The sequence below is a fragment of the Nocardia aurantiaca genome (assembly GCF_009708175.1).
Lineage (GTDB): Bacteria > Actinomycetota > Actinomycetes > Mycobacteriales > Mycobacteriaceae > Nocardia > Nocardia aurantiaca.
The window spans coordinates 176,229-199,820 of the sequence record NZ_WMBB01000014.1 but is presented as its reverse complement, the minus strand read 5'-3'; the positions used below and the strand labels follow the sequence as shown (position 1 = coordinate 199,820).

The following is a 23,592-nucleotide window of genomic DNA, read 5'->3' as shown; positions in this document are numbered from 1 at the left end:
CTCTCGCACCAGAAAGGTGCTCCTCACACTGCGTACTTCGATCTTCAGCAAATCGAATTATCGCAGTTCAGAGCACCTTTCGCCATTTCTACGCGACGACCAGCTCAACCGCCATGATTGGCCGAGGCTAGACAGCCGCCGTGCCTTGGGAGGGCGCGACCTTTTTGCCGGTGTCGCCGGGGTCTACCCGGATGCGGTCGCCAACCCGCCGGACCCGGCGGTGGTCGAGCGGGGCCGCCGAGCCCGGGAACGGCGGCTGGCCACCGGTGAGGTCGAGATCATCCCGGCCGTGGCGGCCGACGGCGGCGATGTGGCCATGCCGCTGCGGGAGGCGTTCGAGTACTACGGCACGCCACGGGGCGCGGTCCCCAACTATACGAATGGTTTCGCGGTCGAATCCTTCGAGCACACCGCCGGTTTCGGCGCCCAGGAGGCCGCCGCGCGACTGACGGTTCCCTTCCAACTCGTCCACTGCGAGAACGCATTGGTCCCGCCCTGGGCCCGCGAGTTCTACGCTGCGGTGACATCTCCGAAATCGGAGCTGTGGCTGGATTCCGCCGGGCAGATCGACTTCCCTGACGATCCCCGCCTGATCGAGCCGGCCGCCGCGCTGTTCCGCGACGTCTGCCGAGCCCCATGAGGTGAGCCGGATGTCGTCGAGACGGGTCGGGCGGGCATCGGCCGGAGTCATGTCGGCGGCGGGCTGCTCCTGTGCCCAGTGCCCGACCACGACTGCTGCCCGACCACGACTGCTCCACGTGGGATCTTGTGGGCGCGTCGAAATCGACATCGGTGCCCGCTCCGGTCGCAGCGCCGCGCTGATCGCGCCGAGCTTGGCGGACATGATGCCGCCCCCGATCAGCACGAGATCGAGAACCGCTGTGGCCGTGTGAGATTCGGTGGTATCGGCGTGGGCTTCCACCTGATCGCCAATCCGCTGACCCACCACCTGCCCTGGCGCGTTCGACTCCTGATGCGTCGCGGCCGGATTCACACGAAGGTCGGTTTCGAGATCACCGAGTTCGGACACCCCGCGCGACCGACCGGTCTCGTCGGCCGTGAATTGATCGAGGACCGCCGGGCGAGTGCCGATCTCGAGCACGCGGTCCTTCGCGTTCGCGAGGGGCTACTCCTGATACGTCATGAGGATACGGCGGATGGACGAGGTGACCGGCAGCTCGCCGCGCAGCGGGACCCACCGGTATTCGGCGTAGTTGGTCACCCGCACAGGACCCGTGGTCGCCACTTCGGCGGCGAAATGCTCTCTGCGGACCGGCTTTCCGGCGCTGGAGAGGTAGTCGAAGCTGCCGAGGTGGCGCACGATGTCGACCACCGCGAGCCCGGTCTCCTCGCGCACGGCCCGCACTACCGCACTGCCCAGCGACTCGCCCGGCCGCACGACCGTCCCGGGTAGATGCAGGGGACTGCGCCCCTCGACGTGCTCCTCGTGCTCGAGCATCAGCACCGCGTCATTGTGTTCGACAACCACTCCCACCCGTAGCGCCACCCCGTCCGCGGCGGCCCGCGCCCGGAGTTCTTCCAACACCGTCTCGCCGATGGATTGCCTGGGCGAAACTTCGAAATCCCACACTGCACACCACATCCCGTATCACCGGACGCCGTCGACCGATATGGATAACGCTACCGGCGGAGAAACGGTCGGCGGCAGAGACATTCGCAAGATTAGACGCATCTCCGTCCAACGGATCGGAGGTCCGGAAACTTTCTGGTGTCGATCGAGTCGCCCCGGCCACCCGGTGGAAGGCTGTGGGGTGTCCCGCCCACGAGAGGAGTCACCGATGAAGGTATTCCAGATCGGAGCGGCCGGTGGCATCGGACGCCGCCTGTCGACGCTGCTGACCGCGCGCGGTGACGAGGTCACCGGCATGCATCGCAATCCTGACCAGGCCGATGTCATCGCCGCGACCGGTGCGACGCCCCTCCTCGGTGATCTGATCACCGATTCGGTGGACGAACTGGCCGCCAAATTCCACGGCCACGACGCCATCGTCTTCTCCGCCGGCGCCCACGGCACCGGCCTGGACCAGACCTCCCTCATCGACGGCAGGGGACTGGAGAAATCAGCCGACGCCGCCCGCTTCGCCGGAGTTGCCCGTTTCGTCCTGGTGTCCGTTTTCCCCGAAGCGGGCCGCGACCGCGAAACCACCCTCGGCTTCGAGCACTACATGCGGGTGAAGAAGATGGCCGACGCCTACCTTGTCGCCACCGACCTCGACTGGCTCATCGTGCGACCCGGCACGTTGCGCAACGAACCCGGAAACGGCCTGGTCACCGCCGGACTCGCGATCGAATACGGCGATGTCCACCGCGACGATGTCGCGGCCTTCATCGACATAGCCCTGCACCGCCCGGCCCTGAACCGAGTGATCATCGAACTCACCGACGGCCCCACCCCGGTCGCCGACGCCGTCGAACTCGTCCTGGAGCGCGCCACCACGGCTAGGAAATAGCCGAAAGCCACGACCGAAATTCGAGGCGTGATCGCATCCGGGTGCGGCAATTGCGCGCGATACCTGGAATAGTTGGGGCGGAACGCATGGAGACCGAGGCGAAAGCGGGGATGTTGGTGACTTCGACTGACGGTGTGAGCGGGGTAAACACGGTGAAGGATGCACCGCCCTCGCCTTCGAACACCCTCGAGCGCGATGTCCAGACCCTGGAAAAGGCGATCTACGAAGTCAAACGGGTGATCGTCGGTCAGGATCGGCTGGTCGAGCGGCTGTTGGTCGGTGTACTCGCCAAGGGGCATGTGCTGCTGGAGGGTGTGCCGGGCATTGCCAAGACCCTGGCCGTGGAGACCTTCGCGAATGTGGTGGGTGGCAGCTTCTCCCGCGTGCAGTTCACCCCGGACCTGGTGCCCACCGACCTCGTCGGCACCCGCATCTACCGGCAGGGCCGCGAGGAGTTCGACACCGAACTGGGCCCGGTGGTCGCGAACTTCGTGCTCGCCGACGAGATCAACCGCGCGCCCGCCAAGGTGCAGTCCGCGCTGCTCGAGGTGATGGCCGAGCGGCACGTGTCCATCGGCGGCAAGACCTACCCGATGCCGAACCCGTTCCTGGTCATGGCGACCCAGAACCCGATCGAATCGGAGGGCGTGTACCCGCTGCCCGAGGCGCAGCGCGACCGTTTCCTGTTCAAGGTCGTCGTGGATTACCCCTCGGTCGAGGAGGAGCGCGAGATCATCTACCGGATGGGTGTCACCCCGCCGGAGTCCAAGCGGGTACTGGACCCGACCGAACTGGTTCGATTGCAGAGCGTGGCCGCCAACACCTTCGTCCACCACGCGCTGGTCGACTACGTGGTCCGCGTGATCGCCGCGACCCGCAAGCCCGCCGACTTCGGCATGCAGGATGTCGCCGGCTGGATCTCCTATGGCGCCTCGCCGCGCGCCTCGCTCGGCATCATCGCCGCCGCCCGCGCGGTCGCGCTGATCCGCGGCCGCGACTACGTGGTCCCGCAGGACGTGGTCGAGGTGATCCCGGACGTGCTGCGCCACCGCCTGGTGCTGTCCTACGACGCGCTGGCCGACGAGGTCAGCCCCGACGACGTGATCAAGCGTGTGCTGCAGACCGTCGGCCTGCCGCAGGTCACCGCCCAGGCCAACGCCCCGGCCGGTGCGCCCGTTGAAGCGCGAGGAGGCGCAGCGCCGATGCCCGCCCCGGCCCAGCAGCCGGTGATGGGTCCGCACGGCGTCCCGCAGCAGCCGGGCATGCCCGTCCAGGGCATTCCGCAGCCGCCGCAGCAGGGTATTCCGCAGCCCCCCAACGGCCAGGTGCCCGGAGTTCCCGGTCAGCCGCAGCCGAAGTGAGGCCGATCTCGGAATCGATTGCGCCCGTGACGATCTCACCTCCCAGCGGCTCCACGCACGCCCCGCCCTCGTTCCGGCAGGGGCAACTCGCCGACCCGCGGCTGTCGGCGGCGTTGAAGACGCTCGAACTCACCGTGCGCCGGCGCCTGGACGGCGTGCTGCACGGTGACCACCTGGGCCTGATCCCCGGCCCCGGCTCCGAACCCGGCGACGCCCGCATGTACCAGCCGGGCGACGATGTGCGGCAGATGGATTGGTCGGTTACCGCACGCACCACCCATCCGCACGTGCGGCAGATGATCGCCGACCGGGAACTCGAGACCTGGCTGGTGGTCGACCTGTCGGCCAGCCTCGACTTCGGTACCGCGCTGTGCGAAAAGCGGGATCTGGTGGTCGCCGCGGCGGCCGCGGTCACGCATCTGACCAGCGGCGGCGGCAATCGGATCGGCGCGGTGGTGGCCAATGGCCAGCAGTTGATCCGCATTCCGGCCCGCAGCGGCCGGGTGCACGAGCAGGCCATGCTGCGCAAGATCGCGACCACTCCGCACGCCTCCGACGGTGTTCGTGGTGATCTGCGCGAGGCCATCGAGGCCCTGCGCCGTCCGCAGCGCAAACGCGGTCTGGCCGTGGTCATTTCGGATTTCCTCGGCGAGATCGACTGGCAGCGTTCGCTGCGCGCCATCTCCGGCCGCCACGACCTGCTCGGCGTCGAGGTGCTGGACCCGCGCGATCTGGATCTCCCGGATGTCGGCGACGTGGTCCTGCACGACCCGGAGTCGGGCCGTACCCGTGAGTTCAGTGTGACCCCCACGCTTCGCGCCGATTTCGCGCGCGCGGCGCAACGCCATCGCGAGCAGGTCGAGCAGGCGCTACGCAGTTGCGGTGCGCCGGTGATGACCCTGCGCACCGATCGCGACTGGATCGCGGACGTGGTTCGATTCGTGTCGACCCGGCGCCACACCTTCGGCGCCCCGACTGCCGGGCGGGTGCCGCGACAGTGAGCATAGGCAATGTCACCTTGAGCCTTTCGCATTTCACCGCGCAGTACTGGCTGGGCTTCCTGGCCGTGCTGGCCGCGATCGCGCTCATCTACGTCCTCATGCAGCAGCGGCGGCGAAAGCACATGCTGCGCTTCACCAATATGGATCTGCTGGAGAAGGTCGCGCCGTCCCAGCCGCGGCCGTGGCGGCACATTCCGGTGGCGCTCACCCTGGTGGGCCTGATCTTCCTGACCTTCGCCGCGGCCGGTCCGACCGCCGCCAAGAAGGTGCCGCGTAACCGGGCCACGGTCATCTTGGTGATCGACGTGTCGCTGTCGATGGAGGCGACCGATGTGCCGCCGAGCCGAATCCAGGTGGCCAAGAAGGCCGCCAAGGAATTCGCCGACGGCCTGACGCCGGGCATCAACCTGGGCTTGGTCACCTTCGCCGGCACCGCCTCGGTGCAGGTCTCGCCGACCACCAACCGGGAAGCGGTCAAGGCGGCCATCGACAATATGAAGCTGGCCGAGCGCACGGCCACCGGTGAGGGCATTCTCACCGCGATGCAATCCATCGATACCCTGGCCTCGGTCCTGGGCGGCGCGGAGAAGCCGCCGCCGGCGCGCATCGTGCTCATGTCCGACGGTAAGCAGACCGTTCCGGACGACAAGGACGTCGAGAATCCTCGCCACGGTTTCACGGCCGCGCGGCTGGCGAAGGAGAAAGGCGTTCCGGTGTCGACCATTTCATTCGGCACCACCTGGGGCACGGTGGAGATCCCCGACCAGGACGGCAAGGGCTCGCAGCGAGTGCGCGTGCCCGTCGACGACGACTCGCTGCGCGAGATCGCCAAGCTGTCCGGCGGCGACTTCTACACCGCCTCCACTCTGGAGGAACTCAAAGCTGTCTACGACACCCTCGAGGAGCAGATCGGCTACGAGACGACCATGGGCGACGCCAGCCGCCCGTGGCTGTTGCTCGGCCTGCTGTTGACCGCCGGTGGCGTGCTCACCGCTCTGCTCTATCGTCAGCGTCTGCCGTAAATCGGTACCGCGCGCCGAGTCCCGAACACGAACAGATAGGTTTGCGTCTATGTCGAACATCACATCCCGGTCGGTACTGGTGACCGGCGGTAACCGCGGCATCGGTCTCGCGGTCGCCCAGCGCCTGCTCGCCGACGGACACAAGGTCGCCGTGACTCATCGTGGGTCTGGCGTACCGGAAGGTCTTTTCGGCGTGAAATGCGATGTGACCGATAGCGAGTCGGTCGATCGGGCGTTCTCCGAGGTGGAAGCGCACCAGGGTCCGGTCGAGGTGCTGGTCGCCAACGCGGGCATCACCGACAACACGCTGCTCATGCGCATGAGCGAGGAGCAGTTCGATCGCGTCATCGATGCGAACCTGACCGGTGCGTTCCGCTGCGCCAAGCGCGCGAATCGCGCCATGCTGCGGGCGAAGTGGGGCCGCATCATCTTCCTGGGCTCGGTGGTCGGCCAGATCGGTGCGCCCGGGCAGATCAACTATTGCGCCTCCAAGGCCGGTCTGGTCGGGATGGCGCGCTCGATCACTCGTGAACTCGGTTCGCGCAACATCACCGCGAATGTGGTTGCGCCTGGCTTCATCGACACCGATATGACCCGCGAGGACGTGTCGGAAGACATGCGGGAGGGCGTCCTCAAGGCCATTCCGGCAACCCGGATCGGTCGTCCCGAGGAAGTCGCCGCGGCCATCAGCTTCTTGGCCTCCGAGGACTCGTCATACATTTCCGGCGCGATCATCCCGGTCGACGGCGGTTTGGGTATGGGCCACTGAGCGTTTCGCTCGGACCCGACCCGATCGCTCAGCCCCAGCACCTTTCAAACGAGGAGAACCGACCAACCCATGGGTGGATTGCTCGAAGGCAAGACCGTACTCATCACCGGCATCATCACCGACTCGTCCATCGCCTTCCACGCGGCCGCGGTCGCGCAGGAGCAGGGCGCGAAGGTGATCATCACCGGTATCCCGGAGCGGCTGCGGCTCATCGACCGCATCGCCAAGCGCCTGCCGCGGGAGGTCCCCCCGGCCATCGGCCTCGACGTCACCAGCGAAGAGGATCTGGCCAACCTGCCGGAGAAGCTGCGTGAGCTCGCGCCCGAGGGCGTCGACGGCGTCCTGCACTCGATCGCGTTCGCGCCCAAGACGCTGATGGGTCCGGACGCGGTGGCGTTCCTGGACGGCCCGGGCCCGGACGCCGCCAAGGCGTTCGAGATCTCGGCCTGGTCCTATGCCTCGCTGGCCCGCGCCGTGCTGCCGGTCATGAACGAGGGCGGCTCGATCGTGGGCATGGACTTCGATCCGCGCACCGCCATGCCGTACTACAACTGGATGGGCGTGGCCAAGGCGGCACTGGAGTCGGTGAACCGCTACGTGGCGAGGGAAGTCGGCAATGCCAAGAAGGTCCGTTCCAACCTGATCGCGGCCGGTCCGATCAAGACCCTCGCGGCCAAGGCCATCGCGGGCACCGCCACCGACGACGCCAAGCAGCTGAACATGCTCAACGAGTACTGGGACGGCGCGTCGCCGATCGGCTGGGATGTCGACGACCCGACCGTGGTGGCCAAGTCCATCGTGGCCATGCTGTCGGACTGGCTGCCCGGCACCACCGGTTCGATCATCTACGTCGACGGCGGCGCCAGCCACAACACCTGGTTCCCGGACGCCGGTTTCGGCAACTGATCCAGAAGAGTTCGAGCCCAAGGAGGAGAGCAGTGGCCGCGGAGCCCCTGGCTCGTCAAGTGGACGCCCTGCTACTGCTGTCCTTCGGCGGTCCCGAGCGCCCCGAGGATGTGATGCCGTTCCTGGAGAACGTCACTCGGGGCCGGGGCGTGCCGCCGGAGCGCCTCGCCGAAGTCGCGGAACACTATCTGCACTTCGGCGGCGTATCGCCGATCAATGCGCTGAACCGGGACATCATCAAGGCGATCGAGGCCGAATTCGCCGCGCGTGGCATCGATCTGCCGGTGTATTTCGGTAATCGCAACTGGCATCCGATGGTCGAGGAAACCGTCGAGCGCATGCGCGCGGACGGCATCGGATCCGCCCTGGTGTTCCCGACCTCGGCGTGGGGCGGGTACTCCGGATGCCTGCAGTACCACGAGGACATCGTGCGTGCTCGGGCCGCGGTCTCCGATGCGCCCGAATTGGTGAAGTTGCGCCAGTATTTCGACCATCCGCTGTTCATCGGGGCCTTCGCGGACGCGATCCGCGCAGCCGTCGCGGAATTGCCGGAGGACAAGCGCGATTCCGTCCGGCTGGTCTTCACCGCCCACTCGGTGCCGGTCTCGGCCGACGTCGCCTCCGGTCCGCCCGCCGAAGAACACCTCTACAGCCGCCAGGTCGCCGAGGCAGCCCGATTGTGCGCCGCCGCAAGCGGATTCGACGACTACGACCTGGTGTGGCAGTCGCGCTCCGGCCCGCCGCAGGTCCCTTGGCTGGATCCCGACATCGTCGACCATCTCGACGCGCTCGCCGAACGCGGCGTGGACGCGGTCGTGGTGTGCCCGGTCGGCTTCGTCTCCGACCACCTCGAGGTCATCTGGGACCTGGACAACGAGGCCAAAGAGCGTGCCGCCGAACTGGGTATGGCCTTCGCCCGCGCCGCCACCCCCGGCCCGGACCCGCGCTTCGCTCAGATGGTCGCCGACCTGGTGGACGAGTACCGCGCCGCCGCCGCCCCGGCCCGCCTGAGCGATATCACCGCCCTGGGCTGCACCGTCAACGGCGCGCCCTGCGTCGTCGGCTGCTGCGCCCTCCCGCCGCGCCGACCCGCGGTGGCACCGGCGTCCGCCGAATTGTAGTCTCGCCCAGGTGACCACACCCGGACGCGGAACCCCGCAACGCCGTCAGCCCACCTCGAGCGGTGCCGTCGCCCGCAAGCAGCGCACCTTCGGCCCGCCGGACATGTTCGTCTGGGCACCCGTCCTGACGCTGTTCCTCACCGCCGGCATCATCGGCACCATCGGCCAGTCCATCGGCTTCGCGGCCGCCTTCGTCGGCGTCGCCGTGATCATCCTGGTCGCGGATATGTGGTTCAACCGCTGACGCCGCACATTCGATAGAGGGAGGGATTCCCATGTCGGCGTCGACGCCGAAGTCGCCGTCGAACCTGTCCGGTTCGCAGCCGACTTCGCTCGAGTCGTAGCCGATTCCTGCCAGGGTGCCGACGGTCCCGACCGGCTCGCCGCCGGTCGGGGTAGCCCCGATACCCTGCCACCCCCGGTCGAGGAGCGGTCCGGTGTCGCTGACTGGTCAGCCAGACGGCCCGGGCGGCATAGCGCTGCGCACGGGTATCACCGCAGCACATTGACCGCGCGGGCGATGACCAGGCTCACGGTGATGAGCGAGATACCCGATTGCACCATCATCATCGTCTTGGCCCAGCGTGACATCGGCATCACGTCCGTCGGACTGAAAGCGGTGGCGTTGGTGAAGGACAGATAGAGGTAATCCGGGAATTCCGGTTCCCACTCGGGATCGGTGAGATCCGGATTCTGCATCTGGACCCAGAGGAAATCGGGATAGGGCTTGCGGGCGTGGGCTCGGGCGGCGGGTCCGCCGCGATCGAAATCCCAGTACCAGAGCGCGAATACGAGCAGATTGGTGAGCCAGATCGCGCCGCCGGAGGTCAGCAGTCCCGCTGGGTTGTCGCTGACCGAGCCGTTGATCAGCGCCCGCACCAGGTGGTACACCGACCACACCATGGCGAATCCGAGCAAGGCCATCAGCAGCAGGCTGAATCGCCGGAGGCGGATTTCCTCACGGTCCAGCCGGATCGGGCTGCCGATCATCAACACGATCAGCAACAGCAGCCCGATGCCCGGAACGACCCATCGCGGTCCGGCGATGAATTGCGACGGCAGATAGAACTGCACGATCAATATCCCGACGATGGCGGCGGTGGCGGCCCACCGCGATTCCCCGGCTGTTCGCCGCGCCCACGCGGGCACCTGGTCGTCGTTGGTCTCGTTCCCGGTCGCGCTCACGCTGGTGAGTATGCCCGGCGGGGCAAGAGTGACAGAAGTGTGACGCCGGGTTGAGGGCGGACTTTCCAGGGGGCAGGGTGGGTTGTAGCTGAGGCCGATCAAGGAGGTCATGTGGCACGGGAGTACAACCGGAATCCGGCGGCTGTGGCCGCGTTGTCGCCTGAGCAGTATTACGTCACCCAGGAGAACGGCACCGAGCGGGCGTTCACCGGCGAGTACTGGGACAACCACGAGCCTGGTATCTATGTGGATGTGGTGTCCGGTGAGCCGTTGTTCGCGTCGACGGACAAGTTCGAGAGCGGATCGGGGTGGCCGAGTTTCACCAAGCCGATCGATGCCGCGAACGTCGTCGAGAAGCGCGATCTGAGTCATCTCATGATTCGGACCGAAGTGCGGTCGGCGCACGGCGACAGCCATCTGGGGCACGTATTCACCGATGGGCCGCGCGATGCGGGCGGGCTGCGCTACTGCATCAACTCGGCATCGCTGCGGTTCATTCGCCTCGACGAGCTCGAGGCCGAGGGCTACGGACAGTACAAGTCTCTGTTCACGAAGGAGGAAGCGTGACCGACACGCGAACCGCGATTCTGGCCGGCGGATGCTTCTGGGGCATGCAGGACCTCATCCGGAGGCAGCCGGGGGTCCTGGCGACCCGGGTGGGCTATACGGGTGGGCGCAACGACAACCCGAATTATCGCAATCACCCCGGGCACGCGGAGGCGGTGGAGATCGTCTACGACCCGGCGCAGACGGATTACCGTGCGCTGCTGGAGTTCTTCTTCCAGATCCACGATCCGAGCACCAAGGATCGCCAGGGCAATGACATCGGGACGAGCTACCGCTCTGCCATTTTCTACCTGGACGACGAGCAGAAGCGGGTCGCCGAGGACACCATCGCCGACGTCGACGCCTCGGGCCTGTGGCCGGGCAAGGTGGTCACCGAGGTGACCCCGGCGAGCACGTTCTGGGAGGCCGAGCCGGAGCATCAGGACTACCTCGAGCGTTTCCCGGACGGCTACACCTGTCACTTCCCGCGTCCTGGCTGGAAGCTGCCGAAGCGCTCGGCCAGCACGGCGTAGATCAGACGGGCCTCATCGGGGTGTCTCCCCGGTGAGGCCCGCTGTCACCGTCGAGCACGGCAAGCGGCTGGTCGACATCGAACCGGCCGAGACCGGAGTGATCGCGCAGTTCGAGGACGGGTTCAGCCGAGGGCGACATCCTGATCGGCGCGGACGGCATCCGCCCGACGGTCCGCGGCCCGATCGACCCGCGGTGCCCCGGCTCGAGTGCACCGGGCTGATGAGCTTCGGCGAATTCGCTCCGCACGGAAAGCTTTCCGATGGCGGCGAGGGGACGTCGACGCCATGCACTTCGCCTTCGGCAAGCGCGCCTTCTACGGCTCCTGGCGTCAGCCCAACTACGAGGACGTCTTCTTCCGCCAGGTACCGACCCGCATCGTTCCAGATCCGGGAGCGCCTGGTCCTCAGCCGTTCGCGAGCGAGCGGGCGATGACCAGGCGCTGGATCTGGTTGGTGCCCTCGAAGATCTGCGTGATCTTGGCCTCGCGCATGTAGCGTTCGACGGGGAAGTCCTGGGTGTAGCCGTAGCCGCCGAAGACCTGGACGGCGTCGGTGGTGACCTTCATGGCGGCGTCGGTGGCGGTGAGCTTGGCGACGCTGGCCTGGCGGGAGTAGGGGAGGCCGGCGTCGCGGCGGCGGGCGGCGTCGAGGTAGGTGGCGCGGGCGGAGTCGACGGCGGCGGCCATGTCGGCGAGGACGAAGCCTAGGCCCTGGTGGTCGATGATGGGGCGGCCGAAGGCTTCTCGTTCCTTGGCGTAGGCGACGGCGTCGTCGAGGGCGCGCTGCGCGATGCCGGTGGCGACGGCGGCGATGCCGAGGCGACCGGAGTCGAGGGCGCTGAAGGCGATCGGAAGGCCCTGGCCCGCTTCGCCGATGAGGCGGTCGGCGGGGAGGAAGGCACTGTCATAGGCGGCGGTGGTGGTCGGGACCGCGCGCAGGCCCATCTTCTCCTCGGCCTTGCCGAACGACAGGCCCTCGGTGTCGGCGGGCACCAGGAAGCAGGAGACGCCGCGCGAGCCCTCGCCGGTGCGCGCGAACAGGGTGTAGTAATCGGCCTTGCCGCCGTTGGTGATCCACGCCTTGGTGCCGGTGATCCGGTAACCGCTGTCGGTTTCCACGGCCCGGCAGCGCAGCGCCGCCGCATCCGATCCGGCGTGTGATTCCGACAGGCTGTACGCGCCGATCAGATTGCCGGACAGCATCTCCGGCAGCCAGCGCTGCTTCTGCTCCTCGGTGCCGTAGGCGAACAGCGGATGGCAGGACAGGCTGTGCACGCTCACCGCCACCGCGACCGCCGCCCAGCGCGCGCCGAGTTCCTCGAGCACCTGGAGATACACCTCGTACGGCTGCCCGCCCCCGCCGAACTCCTCCGGATACGGCAGGCTCAGCAGCCCCGCGGCGCCGAGCGCGCGGAACGCCTCGGCGGGGTAGCGCTCCTGCTTCTCGTACTCGACCACGGCCGGCTCGAGCACCTTGTCCGCGATATCGCGGGTGAGCTCGATGAGGTCGCGGGCTTCGGGCGTGGGCAGCAGGCGATCGACGGGCATGCAGATCACAGTACGACCGACACCCAATTGCATGCAAGACAGCACGTAATTTTCGCAAGGCGGCTAGACTGACCAGGTGGTATCCGGTCTACCCCCGAACAAGCATCAGGAGAAGAGCCTTCGCACCCGCGCGCTGCTGCTGGACGCGGCCATCGAGAGCCTGGCCGAGGTGGGGTACGCGAGCGCGTCGATCGCCGATATCACGGCGCGGGCGGGGGTGACGCGGGGCGCGCAGCTGCATCACTTCCACACGCGGCAGGAGTTGTTCGCGCAGACCATCGAGCACCTGACGCAGCGGCAGCGGGAGGCGTTGCAGCGGCGCGAGCGGACGCTGTCGGGGGAGGCGTCGGCGGGACAGGTCCTGGTCGAGCTGGTCACAGCCCCGTTCGCGGGCAAGCTGGGCAAGGCGGCGGTGGAGTTGTATGTCGGCATCGCCAATGACAAGGACCTGCGCCGGAGCATGCTGCGCGTGCAGCACGACCTGACCGTCGAACTACTCGATGCCTGCGGCCGCTTTATCGAGGTGCCGCGCGAGCGCCTCGAATCCGCCTTCTGGCTCACCATCAACCTGGTGCGCGGCGCGACGCTCGACGAGATGGTCGGGCGGGATCGGCTGCGGCGCACACAGGTTCTGGGCGATTGGGCGCGGCTCGCCGACAGCCTGCTGGGTTGAAACGCGGACGTTCACGGTCGCGATAACCGACCGTTGAATGGTTCGTGCGCGCCCAGCCTGGAGGAGGCCGGGCGCCACCTCGGGGGAGGGACGCCGTCATGGCGATCAATCGGCGAAACCTGCTGCGGGCGGCCGGACTCGGCGTGAGCCTGGCTGCCCTGGGACCGGCGACCGGCTGTGTGCCCAGTCAACCCGGGGCCGAACCGCCTGCGGGACAGGTGAATTGGGGCGGGCTGCGCCAACGCCTGGCTGGGACTTTGAATCTGCCGTCCGATTCCGGCTATGCGACGGCCAAGCTGGCCTACAACCCGGCGTTCGATACCCGGCGACCCGCGGCAGTCGTCCAGTGCGTCAATGCTTCCGACGTGCAGGCGTGCGTCGATGCGGCGGCGAGCGCGAAGATCCCGGTGGCGGCGCGCAGCGGTGGCCACAGCTACGGCGGGTACTCGACGCCCGAGGACGGGCTGGTCGTGGATCTGAGTGGGATGACCGGGGTACAGGTGAAGCCGGACGGGACCGCGGTGATCGGCGCGGGAACCCGCCTGATGGACGTGTACTCAGGTCTGGCCGAGGCTGGACGCTGCCTCCCGGCGGGATCCTGCCCGACGGTCGGGATCGCCGGTCTGACGCTCGGCGGCGGAGTCGGCGTCCTGGCCGGGAAGTACGGGTTGACTTGCGACAACCTGATTTCGGCGGAGGTCGTCACCGCTGACGGGACGCTGCGGACCGCCTCGGCGACCTCGGAACCCGAGCTGTTCTGGGCGCTGCGCGGTGGTGGCGGCGGCAACTTCGGCATCGTCACGTCGTTCACGTTCCAGACCGTGGCGGCTCCCGAGCTGGCCGTCTTCCAGGTCCGGTTTCCGGCAGGGTCGCTGACCGAGGTCCTGGCGGCATGGCAGACCTTCACCAGCTCGGCGCCGGACGAATTGTGGACCACGCTGGGAATTTCCGCCGGGAGTCCGCCGACCTGTCGGGTCAATGGTTGCTACGTCGGTTCCGAGCGGGATATGAACGCCCTCGTCGACGAACTCGTCGCCGCCACCAAAACGCCACCGTCCAACAGGTATTCGCTATCCAAGGACTACCTGTCGGCAATGATGTATTTCGGTGGCTGCGCGAATTACTCGGTGCAGCAGTGCCGTCCGAACTGGAATGGTGGGGGAGTGCTCGGACGAGAGTCATTCACGGCTTCGTCGCGAGTCTTGACCAAACCGCTGTCCGACCCGAGCCGCCTGACCGCATTGCTCACCGGTCGTGAGGGAATGGATATTCTGCTGGACAGTCTGTCGGGGGCTCCCGCGCGAATCGGCGTGAAGGACACGGCATTTCCCTATCGCGGCGCGTTGGCGACCGCCCAGATCTATGTCGGCGCTACTACGCCGGATGCGCGTACTGCTGTGAACGAAGTGCGGGACCAGCTCGGAGAACTGACCGGAAACACGGCTTTCGTCAACTATATCGATCCGAGCCTATCCAACTGGGCGAGCGCCTATTACGGCGGCAACGCTGCCCGCCTGCGCGGCATCGCCAAGCATTACGACCCGAACGGCGTCTTCGCCTTCGACCAGTCGGCGTCGAAGGTGTGACGGCTCAGAATGATGCGGGCAGCCGAGCGTAGACACCGGGATACCCGGCCAGCGCCGTCCCGCGCGCCCATGAGGTGATGCCCACCAGCATCCCGTCCACGAGCAGCGGTCCGCCACTGTCGAATTCACCGGTGTCTGCCTCGGTCGAGCCGGCGCAGACCATCTCCGTGGCGTCGAAGGAGCCGGGATACGCGGCGGCGCAGTCGGTATCGGACACCATCGGCACGGTGGCGCGCCGCAGCACCGTATTGAACAGGTCGCCGTCGGAGGCGCCGCCCCAGCCGAGCACGGTGGCGCTCTCTCCGAACGGCGCCGCTATCGGCACGGTCGGCCGGTTCTGCGGCTGTGCGAGGGTGAGGATGGCGAGGTCGTGGTGAGGGACGTCGACGCCATCGACGGTCTCGATGCGGAAGTCCGGGTGCAGCCGAACGCCGGTCACGTTCACGGTGGTTCCGTCGCGCGAGGTCTGGTCACTGCGGTCGAAGGTGACGGTGAGCGCCTGCGGCAGGAGCTGTGCGATCTCCACGCAGTGCGCGGCCGTGAGGACCTGGTCGGGCGCGATGAGCGCACCGCCGCAGAACTGGCCGGAGGCTCTGGGGAAGATGAGCGTGGTGCCGATGGCGGCGAGCCAGGGATAGTCGCCGGCCCTGGCTTCCGTGCCGCCGACCACGGCATTCGCGGGGAGGGTGGCGGGCATGGCGCAGCCGATGAGCGCCGCGGCGAGCACGGCGATCCGACGGGTAATCGACATCCACCCATTCAAACAGAGGTCGCCGGTTTGCATGAGCCGACGTGTCGGACCGGCGGAGTACGGTCGCGCATATGACGTCTTGGACCGAGTTCGCCGCCGAAGCGCCCCATATCTCAACCGTCTTCACCCGTCGCCACGCAGCCACCGGCAACCTGTGCATGCTCGCCACCCTTCGGAAGGACGGGTCTCCCCGCATCAGCCCGCTCGAGCCGCGCATCTTCGAGGGTGAGCTGTGGCTGGTGGGTATGCCGGGGACCAAGAAGTTCGCGGACCTGGCTCGCGACCCGCGCTTCTGCCTGCACACGGCGACCGTGGACACTCAGGTGAGCGATGGTGATGTCAAGATCTTCGGCACCGTGCGCGATGTGCAGGATCCGCAGCTGCAGCGGCGCTGGGCGGAGGACCTCTTCGCCGAGAGCGGCTTCGACCTGCGCGGCCGCAGATTCGAGCCGTTCTACGCGGTCGATTTCACCGGTGCGTCGTCGGTCGAGATCGTGGACGGGCGCATGGAGGTCACGGTCTGGAAGCCCGGACAGCCCGAGCATGTGGTCGAGGTCTCCGATGAAGCGGAACCCGCGACGACATAGCGTGCAACATTGCATCGAGTGCACACATGCAGTGCGTGCGGATGTGCGCCAAGTGCTGAACAGAAGCGTGTTTCAGCGCTCTTCGGGGTCGGGACACCATGAGGTGTGGGTCTGGTGATGGATATTCACCCGCCGCGGGGTTATCGGGAGCGGCCATCGGGCATCGGCGACGCGGTGGTGTGGACTCGTGAGGGTGTAGGGGACGCCGATCTGCCGGTGCTGCCGGATGGCAGCATGGATCTGCTGTGGATCGACGGGCGGCTCTCGGTGGCGGGCCCGGACACCCGCGCCTACCGTCCGCCGCCGGGGTTCGCCGATGCCATTACGGGAATCCGCTTCTATCCGGGTACGGCTCCGGCTCTGCTCGGGGTTCCTGCCAGTGAACTCCGTGATGCCAGGACCGATCTCGCCGACCTGTGGTCACCGGCGAATGTGCGCCGTGCTTCCGAGTTGATCGCCAAGGCGGCGAATCCCGGAACCGGGCTCGCGGCGATTGCCCGCTGGCGTGCGAGTGAGACCGACACTGTCGACCCGATGGTTCGGTTCATAGTCACGTCGTTGGGGTCGGGGATGTCGGTGTCGGCGACGGCCGAAGAATTGGGGACGGGGCCGCGGCGACTGCATCGATTGTCCTTGGCGGCCTTCGGGTATGGGCCGAAGACTCTGGCGCGGGTGTTGAGAATGCAGCGAGCGCTGGCGTTGGCTCGGGGTGGCATGGGGCTCGCGGATGTCGCTGCGATCGTGGGATTTGCGGACCAAGCGCATTTGAGTCGGGATATTCGAGAGTTGTCCGGCATGTCGCCTGGGCGGCTATTGGGCAGCGGAAACATGTGCGTTTCTGAATAGCCCTGTATCACTGGATAATTCGAGCGATAAGAGGGTGGATCGGCGGCAGGATCAGTGTAGGGGTACAAAGGCATGGGTACGAAGGGGGAAATACCCGACACATGTGGCATCGCTGAATCGGCGGCCACGGTGGCGGCCCTGCCCGAATCGGCCCTCGGTGCTGCCGCCGACCACGCTATTCACGCCAAGGCCGCGTACAGATCGACCCCATTCCCGTCCGGGTCGCGCACCGTCGCATACCTCTGCCCCCAGAACGCGTCGAATGGCTTCAACTCCCCGTGGTATCCCGCTCCCACCAACTCCTCGAACTTCGCATCCACCCCAGCGGCCGACCCGCAATCACACGCGAGCCCTATTCGCCCGCCCTCGGTCCCGGCCTGCCAATCCGGGTGGAACGACCGAATTGTCTCCTCGGTGTCCAGCAGCAACCTCACGCCCCCACCCAGCTCCGCATCCACATGCGGCTCCCGCTCGGCCTCCTCGGCGAACTCCACCCCCAGCCTCCGATAGAACTTCAGCGACGCCGCCATGTCCGTCACCACGATCCCGATCACATTCAGTCGAATAGCCATACCCGAACCGTATGCGCCCGCCCCACCGACAGTCTTGAAGAAATCGGACAGTCAGCGAGCGTGCACGGCCGCGAGTCGCGCGGCCCGGATCGCATTCCACAGCGGTCGCAGCAGCGCCTCCTGCGCGGCAACGGCCGTCGCCGAGGTGGGTGCGGAGGCCGGTTCACGTTCGGCGACAGTGAGAATGGCGGCCACCTGGTCGGCGGTATCGAGAATCCGCCGGGCGCGCAGCGGCATCGAATCGGGGTACCTGTGCCGGGAATGTCCGGCTAGTTCGGCTTCCACGAGTTCGCGAGGCCCGACTCCGCCCGATCCGAGCCGGGTGGTCTGGAGCTGCTGCAGCGCGTCGGCGGCGTCCCGGACGGCTTCCCGCATGGTGTATTCGGCCTCGCCCAACGGCATCTCGGGCGCGAGCGCCCTCGGAACCGGCGTGGTGTAGACGCGCCATTGGAGCGCGTCGTCGTCGGTCCAGATCGGAACCAGACCGGTGCCGTCGGAACCCGGGGTCCCGATCAGGATGCCTTCCCCGGCTTCGGTTGCGGCGGCCGCGAATTCGGTGCCGACCGGCAGCCCTCGCACGTCGCCGGGAATCGGCAGCACCAGCCGCACCTGAGCGTCCGGACCGTCCACGGCTTCGCGGATGAGCTTGAGCAGCACCATGATCCCCGCCCCGACGACCGCCGTGGGCTCATCGTCGGCCGCCCACGGCAACCCGGTGTGCCCACCGGTGACGGGATCCCCGGCGGCCACCGTCTGCTGGGGAGCCCAGGCGCGCAGCGCGTCGAGGACGTCGTCGGGGGCGCTGCGGCCGGCCAGCCAGGCCGCCGCCCAGACCGTCAGCGATGCACTCGGGGAACTCATGCATTCGAGGATAACTGGCGGGCTACTCCTGCCCGGTGACGAAATCGATCAGCCGTTCGACTGCGCCGATGAGCGGGGTTTCCAGATCCCGGTAGGAGTTGACGGACTCGTAGACCCGGCGCCAGCCGTCCTGTGGGGTCCCCCAGCGTAGGCGCTGGCAAATGCCGGTTTTCCAGTCCTCGCCACGGGGGACGTCGGGCCAGGCGGCGATGCCGACGGCCTTGGGGCGGACGGCCTGCCACACGTCGATGTAGGGGTGGCCGGTGACGAGTACGTGCTCGCCGAGGCCCTGGGTCAGGCCGGTTTCCTTGGAGCCGGCGACCAGGTGGTCGACCAGGACGCCGACGCGGCGTGTCGGGCCCGGCTGGAATTCGGCGAGCTTGGCGGCAAGGTGGTCCAGACCCTCGAGCTGTTCGACGACCACGCCTTCGACGCGCAGGTCGTGTCCCCAGACACGTTCGACGAGTGCGGCGTCGTGCACGCCCTCCACCCAGATGCGGCTGGCCCGGGCGACTCGCGCCTTCAGCCCTGCGACCCGGGTGGATCCGGAGGCGGAACGAGTGGACTGCTCGGGGGTGGCGGCCGTCGGCTTGACCAGGGTCACCGGCTGCCCGTCGATCAGGAATGCCGCTTCTCGCATGGCGAACAGGCGGACACGCCCACTGCGATCCTCGAGCTTGACGAACTCGCCGTCGTAGCTGCGATCGAAACCCACTACGGCGCCGCAGAATCCGGTGGCGGCGTCCTCGGCGACGAGATCGCGGTCGGCGACCACGCGTGGCACCTCTCGTTTCCGCTTGCGCGCGTGCCCGGAAAAGATGTCGCCGTACCGTTGGTGCCCACTCACCGCGTCGAGGTTACCGGCGGCGCGCGGGAATCTCCCTCGCGCCGCGCCCATTCCGATATGCTTGGTTCTGGGGCGCGGAGTGATCACGAATAACGGCCGTAACCCGCGACTACGGTTACTGTTGGTGGCGTGGCCGCAATAGTTTGGCTGGTCGCGGGGATCCTGCTCGCGGCGGCCGAGATGCTCACGGGCAGTCTCGTGCTGATCATGCTGGGTGTCGCCGCGCTCATCACCGCGGGCGTGAACGGGCTGACCGGCTCGTCGGTGCTGATCGACGCGGTGGTCTTCGGCGCCACGTCGATCGCTTTGCTGGTGCTGGTGCGCCCATTCCTGTTGCGGCGCTATGCGATTCCGCCGCCGCATCAGACCGGGGTGGACGCGCTGCCCGGCAAGACCGCGAAGGTGCTCGAAACGGTCGACGAGCACGGCGGTCGCGTGAAACTCGGTGGCGAGGTGTGGAGCGCGCGTCCCTATGACGCGTCGGAGTCATACCCTGTTGGTTCGACCGTGTACATCATGAGGATCGACGGCGCGCATGCCGTCGTCATGAAAGGGCCGTGATGGCTGTACTGATAGTCGCTGTCGTACTCATCCTCTTGGTCGTGGTGGTGGTCTTCAAATCGGTGGCTCTGGTGCCGCAGGCCGAAGCCGCCGTGATAGAGCGGCTGGGCCGGTATTCGCGCACGGTTTCCGGGCAGCTGACCTTCCTGGTGCCGTTCGCCGATCGAGTGCGCGCCAAGGTGGACCTGCGCGAGCGGGTGGTGTCCTTCCCACCGCAGCCCGTCATCACCCAGGACAACCTGACCGTCCAGATCGACTCGGTGGTCTACTTCCAGGTCACCAGTCCGCAGGCCGCGGTGTACGAGATCTCCAATTACATAGCCGCCGTGGAACAGTTGACGATCACCACGCTGCGCAACGTGGTCGGCGGCATGACCCTCGAAGAGACCCTGACCTCCCGCGACCAGATCAACAGCCAGCTGCGGGGGGTGCTCGACGAGGCCACCGGCCGCTGGGGTCTGCGGGTGTCGCGCGTCGAGCTGAAGGCCATCGATCCGCCGCCGTCGATTCAGGAATCGATGGAGAAGCAGATGAAGGCCGACCGTGAGAAGCGCGCCATGATCCTCACCGCCGAGGGCCAGCGGGAGGCGTCGATCAAGACGGCCGAGGGCCAGAAGCAGGCGCAGATCCTCGCGGCCGAGGGCAGCAAGCAGTCGGCCATCCTCTCCGCCGAGGGTGAGCGGCAGTCCCGCATCCTGCGCGCCCAGGGTGAGCGGGCCGCCGCGTACCTCCAGGCGCAGGGCCAGGCCAAAGCCATCGAGAAGGTGTTCGCCGCCATCAAGAACGGTAAGCCCACTCCCGAGCTGCTGGCCTACCAGTACATGCAGACCCTGCCGCAGGTCGCCAAGGGCGACGCCAACAAGGTGTGGCTGGTGCCCAGCGACTTCGGCAAGGCCCTGGAGGGTTTCGCTCGCGGCTTCGCCAAGCAGGGCGAGGACGGGGTGTTCCGCTACGAGCCGTCCGAGGACGGTGCGGCCGTCGAAGCACCCGAGGACGATTCCGACGAGGTGGCCGCCTGGTTCGATACGGCTACCGACCCGGCCACCCAGCGCGCGGTCCGCGCGGCGGAGGCGGATGCGCGGACTCCGGTCGAACCAGTCGGTATCTCGCCCGCGTCGAGGCCGCACCTCGAGCAGCGCCAGCAGCCGTCTCAGCAACAACCGCCGGCCCAGCCGCAATATCGTCAGGAGCCGCCGGACCAGCGCTGGCAGAACCCGCCGCCCCCGCAGCGTCCGCTCGGCCGCTGACAGCCGAGGATCGAACCGCGAACTGAACGGGGCCCTCTCGACACTGTCGAGAGGGCCCCGTCCTGCTGGACCTCGCCGACCGCGCGGAACTCCGCGCGATCGCCCGAGCATCACCAGGGTGTCGCCGGGCGCAGGTAGCCGAGGCATTCGGCGAGTTGTTCGCGCTCGACTTCCGTGTCGGACTTCTTGTCGGAGAAGATCTTTCGGCATCCGGCTGCGCGCAGGGCGAGCAGTTGCCGGTCGAGCTTCCGGCCTTTTCTTTGGGGGGCGGAGAGAGACACGGCCGTAGCCGATGAGCGCGCCGCCTCCGCCGATCGGATCGAGGGCATCAACTATCCACCGCGTCGTATGCGGCTCGAGCGGTGGTCTGGCTCAGGAGGCGGGGATTGCGCGTTCCACGATCGTCTTCACCAGTTCAGCGGCGCGCTGGTCGTCGAAGATGCCTGGGAGGGTGAGTCGTTCGAGGATGAGCCAGTTCAGGGCGAGGTACAGCATCACGGCGGCGTCCTCGTCGCCGGGCAGCTCGGATTCCCGGTAGTTGCGGATGTTGAAGTCGAGATCCGCGCGCACTCGGTCGGTGAGCAGGTCCTGGAGTTCGGGTCGTCGGGTGGCCTCGAGGCGCAGTTCGAGGATCGCGAGGTAGCCGGTGCGGAAGTGGGAGACCCGGTCGACCACCTCGGTCATGAGCGCGGTCATGGTCTCGCGGGTTTGCCGACCGCGGGCTTTCGCCATCGCCTCGTCGCTGGGGATCAGCCGCTCGTAGTAGCGGTTGCCGACCTGCACGAGCAGGTCGTCGCGGTTGGCGAAATAATTGGACGCGGTTCCGGCGGGCACCTCGGCCTGCTTGTCGACCGCGCGGAAGGTCAGCCCGCGAGCTCCGTCCCGGGCCAGGACCTCGATTGATGCGTCCAGCAGGGCCTGTCGGCGTTGCGGGTTCGTGCGCACCACTTGGCACCACTCCATTCGTAGTACTACGGTTCAGATCACTTCGATCAGAGTACTACAACTGAGGCAGTAATGATGCGAAAGCTCGCCTACTGCGACCGCGCCTGATTCAGCGCACTGACGTCCCCGACCTCACCGGCTTCCCGAAAGGCGATACCGGTATGCGAAGGCAGCACTACACCTTCCCGGCCCAGGGCGACCAGCGCCGCATCGTGACCCGCCCCGTGCCGCCGCGCACGGTCGCCCCCACAGGCCGGCGGCCCCGGCACCGCGGCCACCGCGCGGTAGCGCCCGATCACGGCGCCATCCGCGTCCGCCCGGACGGCCACATCGCCTGGGCCGTGATCGTCGACGAACCCGCCGATGCCATAGAGTCCGCCCTGCGCGCAGCGTCGCGGTCCTGGTTCGGCGTACCCGAGGCAACGGTAATCCCGGTCGGCGACCGGCATGCCTGACCGGTCGCCTATCCGGAATGCGTGATCGGCCGTTCCAGGGTCCCGGCGTGCACCTTTCCCCATCCGGGCCTCGCGTTAGCGACGCCCGCACCGGCTGCGCGTCGCGCGGCCGAGCACCCGGCGGACGCGGTCCCGTAGTTCGGTGACGGTCATCGGCACGTCGTCGTCGGATTCCACCGCTGCGTCCGGAGCTGCCGGCCGACGCCTACCGCAACGTCCCGGCGTGCTGGTGGGGTCCGCTTTCGCTGTCAGTGCCGCGTACCGCCGAAGTGCTCTCCGGCGATGGAGCGTGAGGACTCGCCGTCGACCCCGACGGGGACGTCACCCTCGAGGGTCGTGCGGTACAGCACCCGGGTCACGTCGAGATGGGTGAGATCGCTCGGCGCAAGGTGGGCGGTGGCGCGGTTGTCCCAGAACGCGACACTGCCCTTCTCCCAACGGAATCGGACCGTGTACGCCGGATCGGCCAGTTCGGCGTAGAGCAGTTCCAGCAGTGCATCGCTCTGGCGTGGGCGCAGGCCGACGATATTGGTGGTGAAGCCCGGGTTCACGAACAGCACGCGCTCGCCGGTCACCGGATGTACCCGCACCACCGGATGTTCGGTGATCAGCGGCGCGGCCGCGACCCGCTTGGCGTAATCGCTGTCCGCGTCCCAGGCGGGGAGCTTGCCCCCGAAACGGTGCTCGGCGCGCAGACCGTCGAGGAAGGACTTCAGCGAATCCGGCAGGCCCGCGTACACAGCGGCGAGATTGGTCCACTGGGTGTCCCCGCCGCGCTCGGGCGCGATCTCGGCTCGCAGCAAGGAGGCGGCCGGTGGGTTGATCAGCGGCGAGACATCGGTGTGCCAATGGTTGGTGTAGCTGAACTTCCTCTTCCCGAAACGCTTCTCGTACAGGCGGCTGTCGATGGCGAGGATCTCGGGGTGCTCGGTGGGCGCGTCATCGTCGTACGGGTGCGAGGGCGTGACCGCGCCGAACCGCCGGGAGAAGGCGATCTGTTCGGCGTGCCCGATCTGCTGATCGCGGAAGAACAGCACCTTGTATTCGTGCAGGGCGGCGGTGAGTACGGCGATCTGCTCGTCGGTGAAGTCGTCGCGCAGATCGATGCCGCTGATCTCGGCGCCGATATGCCCGGCGACGGGTGCGATGCGGAAGGTGCCGACCGGGTTCTCGGTGACGGTGGTCATGTGCGTTCCTCT

At 67.5% G+C, this 23,592-nt stretch carries 27 protein-coding genes and 1 pseudogene; 18 read left to right on the top strand and 10 right to left on the bottom strand.

The annotated features are described in order from the left end of the window. Positions 1–640 (top strand): annotated as a pseudogene (locus tag GLP40_RS27350) (hypothetical protein); the annotation flags it as partial. A 486-nt stretch (positions 641–1,126) separates the two neighbouring features. Here GLP40_RS27350 and GLP40_RS27345 read toward each other — a convergent pair. Further along, positions 1,127–1,591: an NUDIX hydrolase gene (locus tag GLP40_RS27345; RefSeq protein WP_196054815.1), complete on the bottom strand. Its 465-nt coding sequence runs from the start codon at positions 1,589–1,591 to the stop codon at positions 1,127–1,129. Positions 1,592–1,799: 208 nt separating this feature from the next. Here GLP40_RS27345 and GLP40_RS27340 point away from each other — a divergent pair, with 208 nt between their 5' ends. From GLP40_RS27340 to GLP40_RS27305, 8 genes are all read left to right on the top strand, one after another. Beyond that, a complete protein-coding gene (locus tag GLP40_RS27340) occupies positions 1,800–2,471 on the top strand; it encodes an NAD(P)H-binding protein (RefSeq protein WP_154790869.1) in 672 nt (223 codons plus the stop codon). A 110-nt stretch (positions 2,472–2,581) separates the two neighbouring features. Next, a complete protein-coding gene (locus GLP40_RS27335) occupies positions 2,582–3,832 on the top strand; it encodes an AAA family ATPase (protein WP_154790868.1) in 1,251 nt (416 codons plus the stop codon). A gap of 26 nt (positions 3,833–3,858) precedes the next feature. Next, positions 3,859–4,833 carry a DUF58 domain-containing protein gene (locus GLP40_RS27330; protein WP_328290721.1) on the top strand — a complete coding sequence of 325 codons (975 nt, stop codon included), beginning with the start codon at positions 3,859–3,861 and terminating at the stop codon, positions 4,831–4,833. Positions 4,834–4,850: 17 nt separating this feature from the next. After that, positions 4,851–5,855 (top strand): VWA domain-containing protein, encoded by a 1,005-nt coding sequence (locus GLP40_RS27325; RefSeq protein WP_154790909.1) that lies wholly within the window; start codon positions 4,851–4,853, stop codon positions 5,853–5,855. 49 nt (positions 5,856–5,904) lie between these two features. Beyond that, positions 5,905–6,624 carry a 3-oxoacyl-ACP reductase FabG1 gene (gene fabG1 / locus GLP40_RS27320; protein ID WP_154790867.1) on the top strand — a complete coding sequence of 240 codons (720 nt, stop codon included), beginning with the start codon at positions 5,905–5,907 and terminating at the stop codon, positions 6,622–6,624. A gap of 69 nt (positions 6,625–6,693) precedes the next feature. Further along, entirely contained in the window at positions 6,694–7,530 is an 837-nt protein-coding gene (gene inhA / locus GLP40_RS27315) for an NADH-dependent enoyl-ACP reductase InhA (RefSeq protein ID WP_154790866.1), read from the top strand. A gap of 32 nt (positions 7,531–7,562) precedes the next feature. Further along, positions 7,563–8,651 (top strand): ferrochelatase, encoded by a 1,089-nt coding sequence (locus GLP40_RS27310; RefSeq protein WP_407671678.1) that lies wholly within the window; start codon positions 7,563–7,565, stop codon positions 8,649–8,651. Positions 8,652–8,661: 10 nt separating this feature from the next. Beyond that, a complete protein-coding gene (locus tag GLP40_RS27305; RefSeq protein ID WP_154790865.1) occupies positions 8,662–8,895 on the top strand; it encodes a hypothetical protein in 234 nt (77 codons plus the stop codon). 248 nt (positions 8,896–9,143) lie between these two features. On the opposite strand, the gene GLP40_RS27300 is transcribed toward GLP40_RS27305, so the two are convergent. Beyond that, on the bottom strand, positions 9,144–9,836 hold the full coding sequence (locus GLP40_RS27300; protein WP_196054814.1) for a DUF1345 domain-containing protein: 693 nt from the start codon (positions 9,834–9,836) through the stop codon (positions 9,144–9,146). Between the two features lie 111 nt (positions 9,837–9,947). On the opposite strand from GLP40_RS27300, the gene msrB reads away from it, so the two are divergent. Beyond that, on the top strand, positions 9,948–10,403 hold the full coding sequence (gene msrB / locus GLP40_RS27295; RefSeq protein WP_328290720.1) for a peptide-methionine (R)-S-oxide reductase MsrB: 456 nt from the start codon (positions 9,948–9,950) through the stop codon (positions 10,401–10,403). Further along, positions 10,400–10,915, top strand: coding sequence for a peptide-methionine (S)-S-oxide reductase MsrA (msrA, locus tag GLP40_RS27290; protein WP_328290719.1), 516 nt, complete (start codon positions 10,400–10,402; stop codon positions 10,913–10,915). The genes msrB and msrA overlap by 4 nt, the downstream gene beginning before the upstream one ends. A 404-nt stretch (positions 10,916–11,319) precedes the next feature. On the opposite strand, the gene GLP40_RS27285 is transcribed toward msrA, so the two are convergent. Further along, entirely contained in the window at positions 11,320–12,462 is a 1,143-nt protein-coding gene (locus tag GLP40_RS27285) for an acyl-CoA dehydrogenase family protein (RefSeq protein ID WP_154790864.1), read from the bottom strand. A gap of 76 nt (positions 12,463–12,538) precedes the next feature. Between GLP40_RS27285 and GLP40_RS27280 the strand changes: the two genes are divergently transcribed. Together GLP40_RS27280 and GLP40_RS27275 are read left to right on the top strand one after the other, a co-directional pair. Beyond that, entirely contained in the window at positions 12,539–13,135 is a 597-nt protein-coding gene (locus tag GLP40_RS27280) for a TetR family transcriptional regulator (RefSeq protein ID WP_328290718.1), read from the top strand. Between the two features lie 98 nt (positions 13,136–13,233). Next, positions 13,234–14,721, top strand: a complete 1,488-nt coding sequence (locus GLP40_RS27275) for an FAD-binding oxidoreductase (protein WP_154790863.1) — start codon at positions 13,234–13,236, stop codon at positions 14,719–14,721. A 4-nt stretch (positions 14,722–14,725) separates the two neighbouring features. Here the strand turns inward: GLP40_RS27275 and GLP40_RS27270 are convergent, their stop codons facing one another. Continuing rightward, positions 14,726–15,472 (bottom strand): S1 family peptidase, encoded by a 747-nt coding sequence (locus tag GLP40_RS27270; protein ID WP_154790862.1) that lies wholly within the window; start codon positions 15,470–15,472, stop codon positions 14,726–14,728. 71 nt (positions 15,473–15,543) lie between these two features. On the opposite strand from GLP40_RS27270, the gene GLP40_RS27265 reads away from it, so the two are divergent. Both GLP40_RS27265 and GLP40_RS27260 read left to right on the top strand, forming a co-directional pair. Continuing rightward, the gene (locus tag GLP40_RS27265) at positions 15,544–16,059 is read left to right on the top strand and encodes a pyridoxamine 5'-phosphate oxidase family protein (RefSeq protein WP_154790861.1); all 516 of its coding nucleotides are present in this window, start codon (positions 15,544–15,546) and stop codon (positions 16,057–16,059) included. Between the two features lie 117 nt (positions 16,060–16,176). Further along, positions 16,177–16,905 (top strand): helix-turn-helix transcriptional regulator, encoded by a 729-nt coding sequence (locus tag GLP40_RS27260; RefSeq protein ID WP_154790860.1) that lies wholly within the window; start codon positions 16,177–16,179, stop codon positions 16,903–16,905. 179 nt (positions 16,906–17,084) lie between these two features. On the opposite strand, the gene GLP40_RS27255 is transcribed toward GLP40_RS27260, so the two are convergent. Genes GLP40_RS27255 through GLP40_RS27245 form a run of 3 tightly spaced genes read right to left on the bottom strand, consistent with a single transcriptional unit; the run spans position 17,085 to position 19,185 of the window. Then, entirely contained in the window at positions 17,085–17,477 is a 393-nt protein-coding gene (locus GLP40_RS27255; protein ID WP_154790859.1) for a VOC family protein, read from the bottom strand. A gap of 51 nt (positions 17,478–17,528) precedes the next feature. Beyond that, positions 17,529–18,338 carry a hypothetical protein gene (locus GLP40_RS27250; RefSeq protein ID WP_154790858.1) on the bottom strand — a complete coding sequence of 270 codons (810 nt, stop codon included), beginning with the start codon at positions 18,336–18,338 and terminating at the stop codon, positions 17,529–17,531. A 22-nt stretch (positions 18,339–18,360) separates the two neighbouring features. Then, a complete protein-coding gene (locus GLP40_RS27245; protein ID WP_328290717.1) occupies positions 18,361–19,185 on the bottom strand; it encodes a DUF3097 domain-containing protein in 825 nt (274 codons plus the stop codon). A gap of 129 nt (positions 19,186–19,314) precedes the next feature. On the opposite strand from GLP40_RS27245, the gene GLP40_RS27240 reads away from it, so the two are divergent. Continuing rightward, positions 19,315–19,746, top strand: a complete 432-nt coding sequence (locus GLP40_RS27240; protein ID WP_328290716.1) for an NfeD family protein — start codon at positions 19,315–19,317, stop codon at positions 19,744–19,746. Beyond that, complete coding sequence (locus GLP40_RS27235) at positions 19,746–20,993, top strand: SPFH domain-containing protein (protein ID WP_154790856.1); 1,248 nt, start codon at positions 19,746–19,748, stop codon at positions 20,991–20,993. Before GLP40_RS27240 ends, GLP40_RS27235 begins: the two co-directional genes overlap by 1 nt. Before the next feature lie 110 nt (positions 20,994–21,103). On the opposite strand, the gene GLP40_RS27230 is transcribed toward GLP40_RS27235, so the two are convergent. Beyond that, complete coding sequence (locus GLP40_RS27230; protein ID WP_154790855.1) at positions 21,104–21,274, bottom strand: recombinase family protein; 171 nt, start codon at positions 21,272–21,274, stop codon at positions 21,104–21,106. Positions 21,275–21,365: 91 nt separating this feature from the next. Then, entirely contained in the window at positions 21,366–21,941 is a 576-nt protein-coding gene (locus GLP40_RS27225; protein ID WP_328290715.1) for a TetR/AcrR family transcriptional regulator, read from the bottom strand. A gap of 158 nt (positions 21,942–22,099) precedes the next feature. Here GLP40_RS27225 and GLP40_RS27220 point away from each other — a divergent pair, with 158 nt between their 5' ends. Then, complete coding sequence (locus tag GLP40_RS27220; protein ID WP_154790853.1) at positions 22,100–22,393, top strand: aromatic-ring hydroxylase C-terminal domain-containing protein; 294 nt, start codon at positions 22,100–22,102, stop codon at positions 22,391–22,393. A gap of 248 nt (positions 22,394–22,641) precedes the next feature. Here GLP40_RS27220 and GLP40_RS27215 read toward each other — a convergent pair whose 3' ends face one another. Then, positions 22,642–23,580 (bottom strand): TauD/TfdA dioxygenase family protein, encoded by a 939-nt coding sequence (locus GLP40_RS27215; protein WP_154790852.1) that lies wholly within the window; start codon positions 23,578–23,580, stop codon positions 22,642–22,644. Positions 23,581–23,592 lie beyond the last annotated feature (12 nt).

Bases quoted from the DNA above. Each gene is read 5' to 3' on its own strand.
- GLP40_RS27260 (WP_154790860.1), top strand. From the start codon at position 16,177: ATGGATATTCACCCGCCGCGGGGTTATCGGGAGCGGCCATCGGGCATC.
- GLP40_RS27265 (WP_154790861.1), top strand. From the start codon at position 15,544: ATGACGTCTTGGACCGAGTTCGCCGCCGAAGCGCCCCATATCTCAACC.
- GLP40_RS27215 (WP_154790852.1), bottom strand. From the start codon at position 23,580: ATGACCACCGTCACCGAGAACCCGGTCGGCACCTTCCGCATCGCACCC.
- GLP40_RS27275 (WP_154790863.1), top strand. From the start codon at position 13,234: ATGGCGATCAATCGGCGAAACCTGCTGCGGGCGGCCGGACTCGGCGTG.
- GLP40_RS27235 (WP_154790856.1), top strand. From the start codon at position 19,746: ATGGCTGTACTGATAGTCGCTGTCGTACTCATCCTCTTGGTCGTGGTG.
- inhA (WP_154790866.1), top strand. From the start codon at position 6,694: ATGGGTGGATTGCTCGAAGGCAAGACCGTACTCATCACCGGCATCATC.
- GLP40_RS27340 (WP_154790869.1), top strand. From the start codon at position 1,800: ATGAAGGTATTCCAGATCGGAGCGGCCGGTGGCATCGGACGCCGCCTG.
- fabG1 (WP_154790867.1), top strand. From the start codon at position 5,905: ATGTCGAACATCACATCCCGGTCGGTACTGGTGACCGGCGGTAACCGC.
- GLP40_RS27255 (WP_154790859.1), bottom strand. From the start codon at position 17,477: ATGGCTATTCGACTGAATGTGATCGGGATCGTGGTGACGGACATGGCG.
- GLP40_RS27220 (WP_154790853.1), top strand. From the start codon at position 22,100: ATGCGAAGGCAGCACTACACCTTCCCGGCCCAGGGCGACCAGCGCCGC.
- GLP40_RS27250 (WP_154790858.1), bottom strand. From the start codon at position 18,338: ATGAGTTCCCCGAGTGCATCGCTGACGGTCTGGGCGGCGGCCTGGCTG.
- GLP40_RS27335 (WP_154790868.1), top strand. From the start codon at position 2,582: ATGTTGGTGACTTCGACTGACGGTGTGAGCGGGGTAAACACGGTGAAG.
- GLP40_RS27285 (WP_154790864.1), bottom strand. From the start codon at position 12,462: ATGCCCGTCGATCGCCTGCTGCCCACGCCCGAAGCCCGCGACCTCATC.
- GLP40_RS27270 (WP_154790862.1), bottom strand. From the start codon at position 15,472: ATGTCGATTACCCGTCGGATCGCCGTGCTCGCCGCGGCGCTCATCGGC.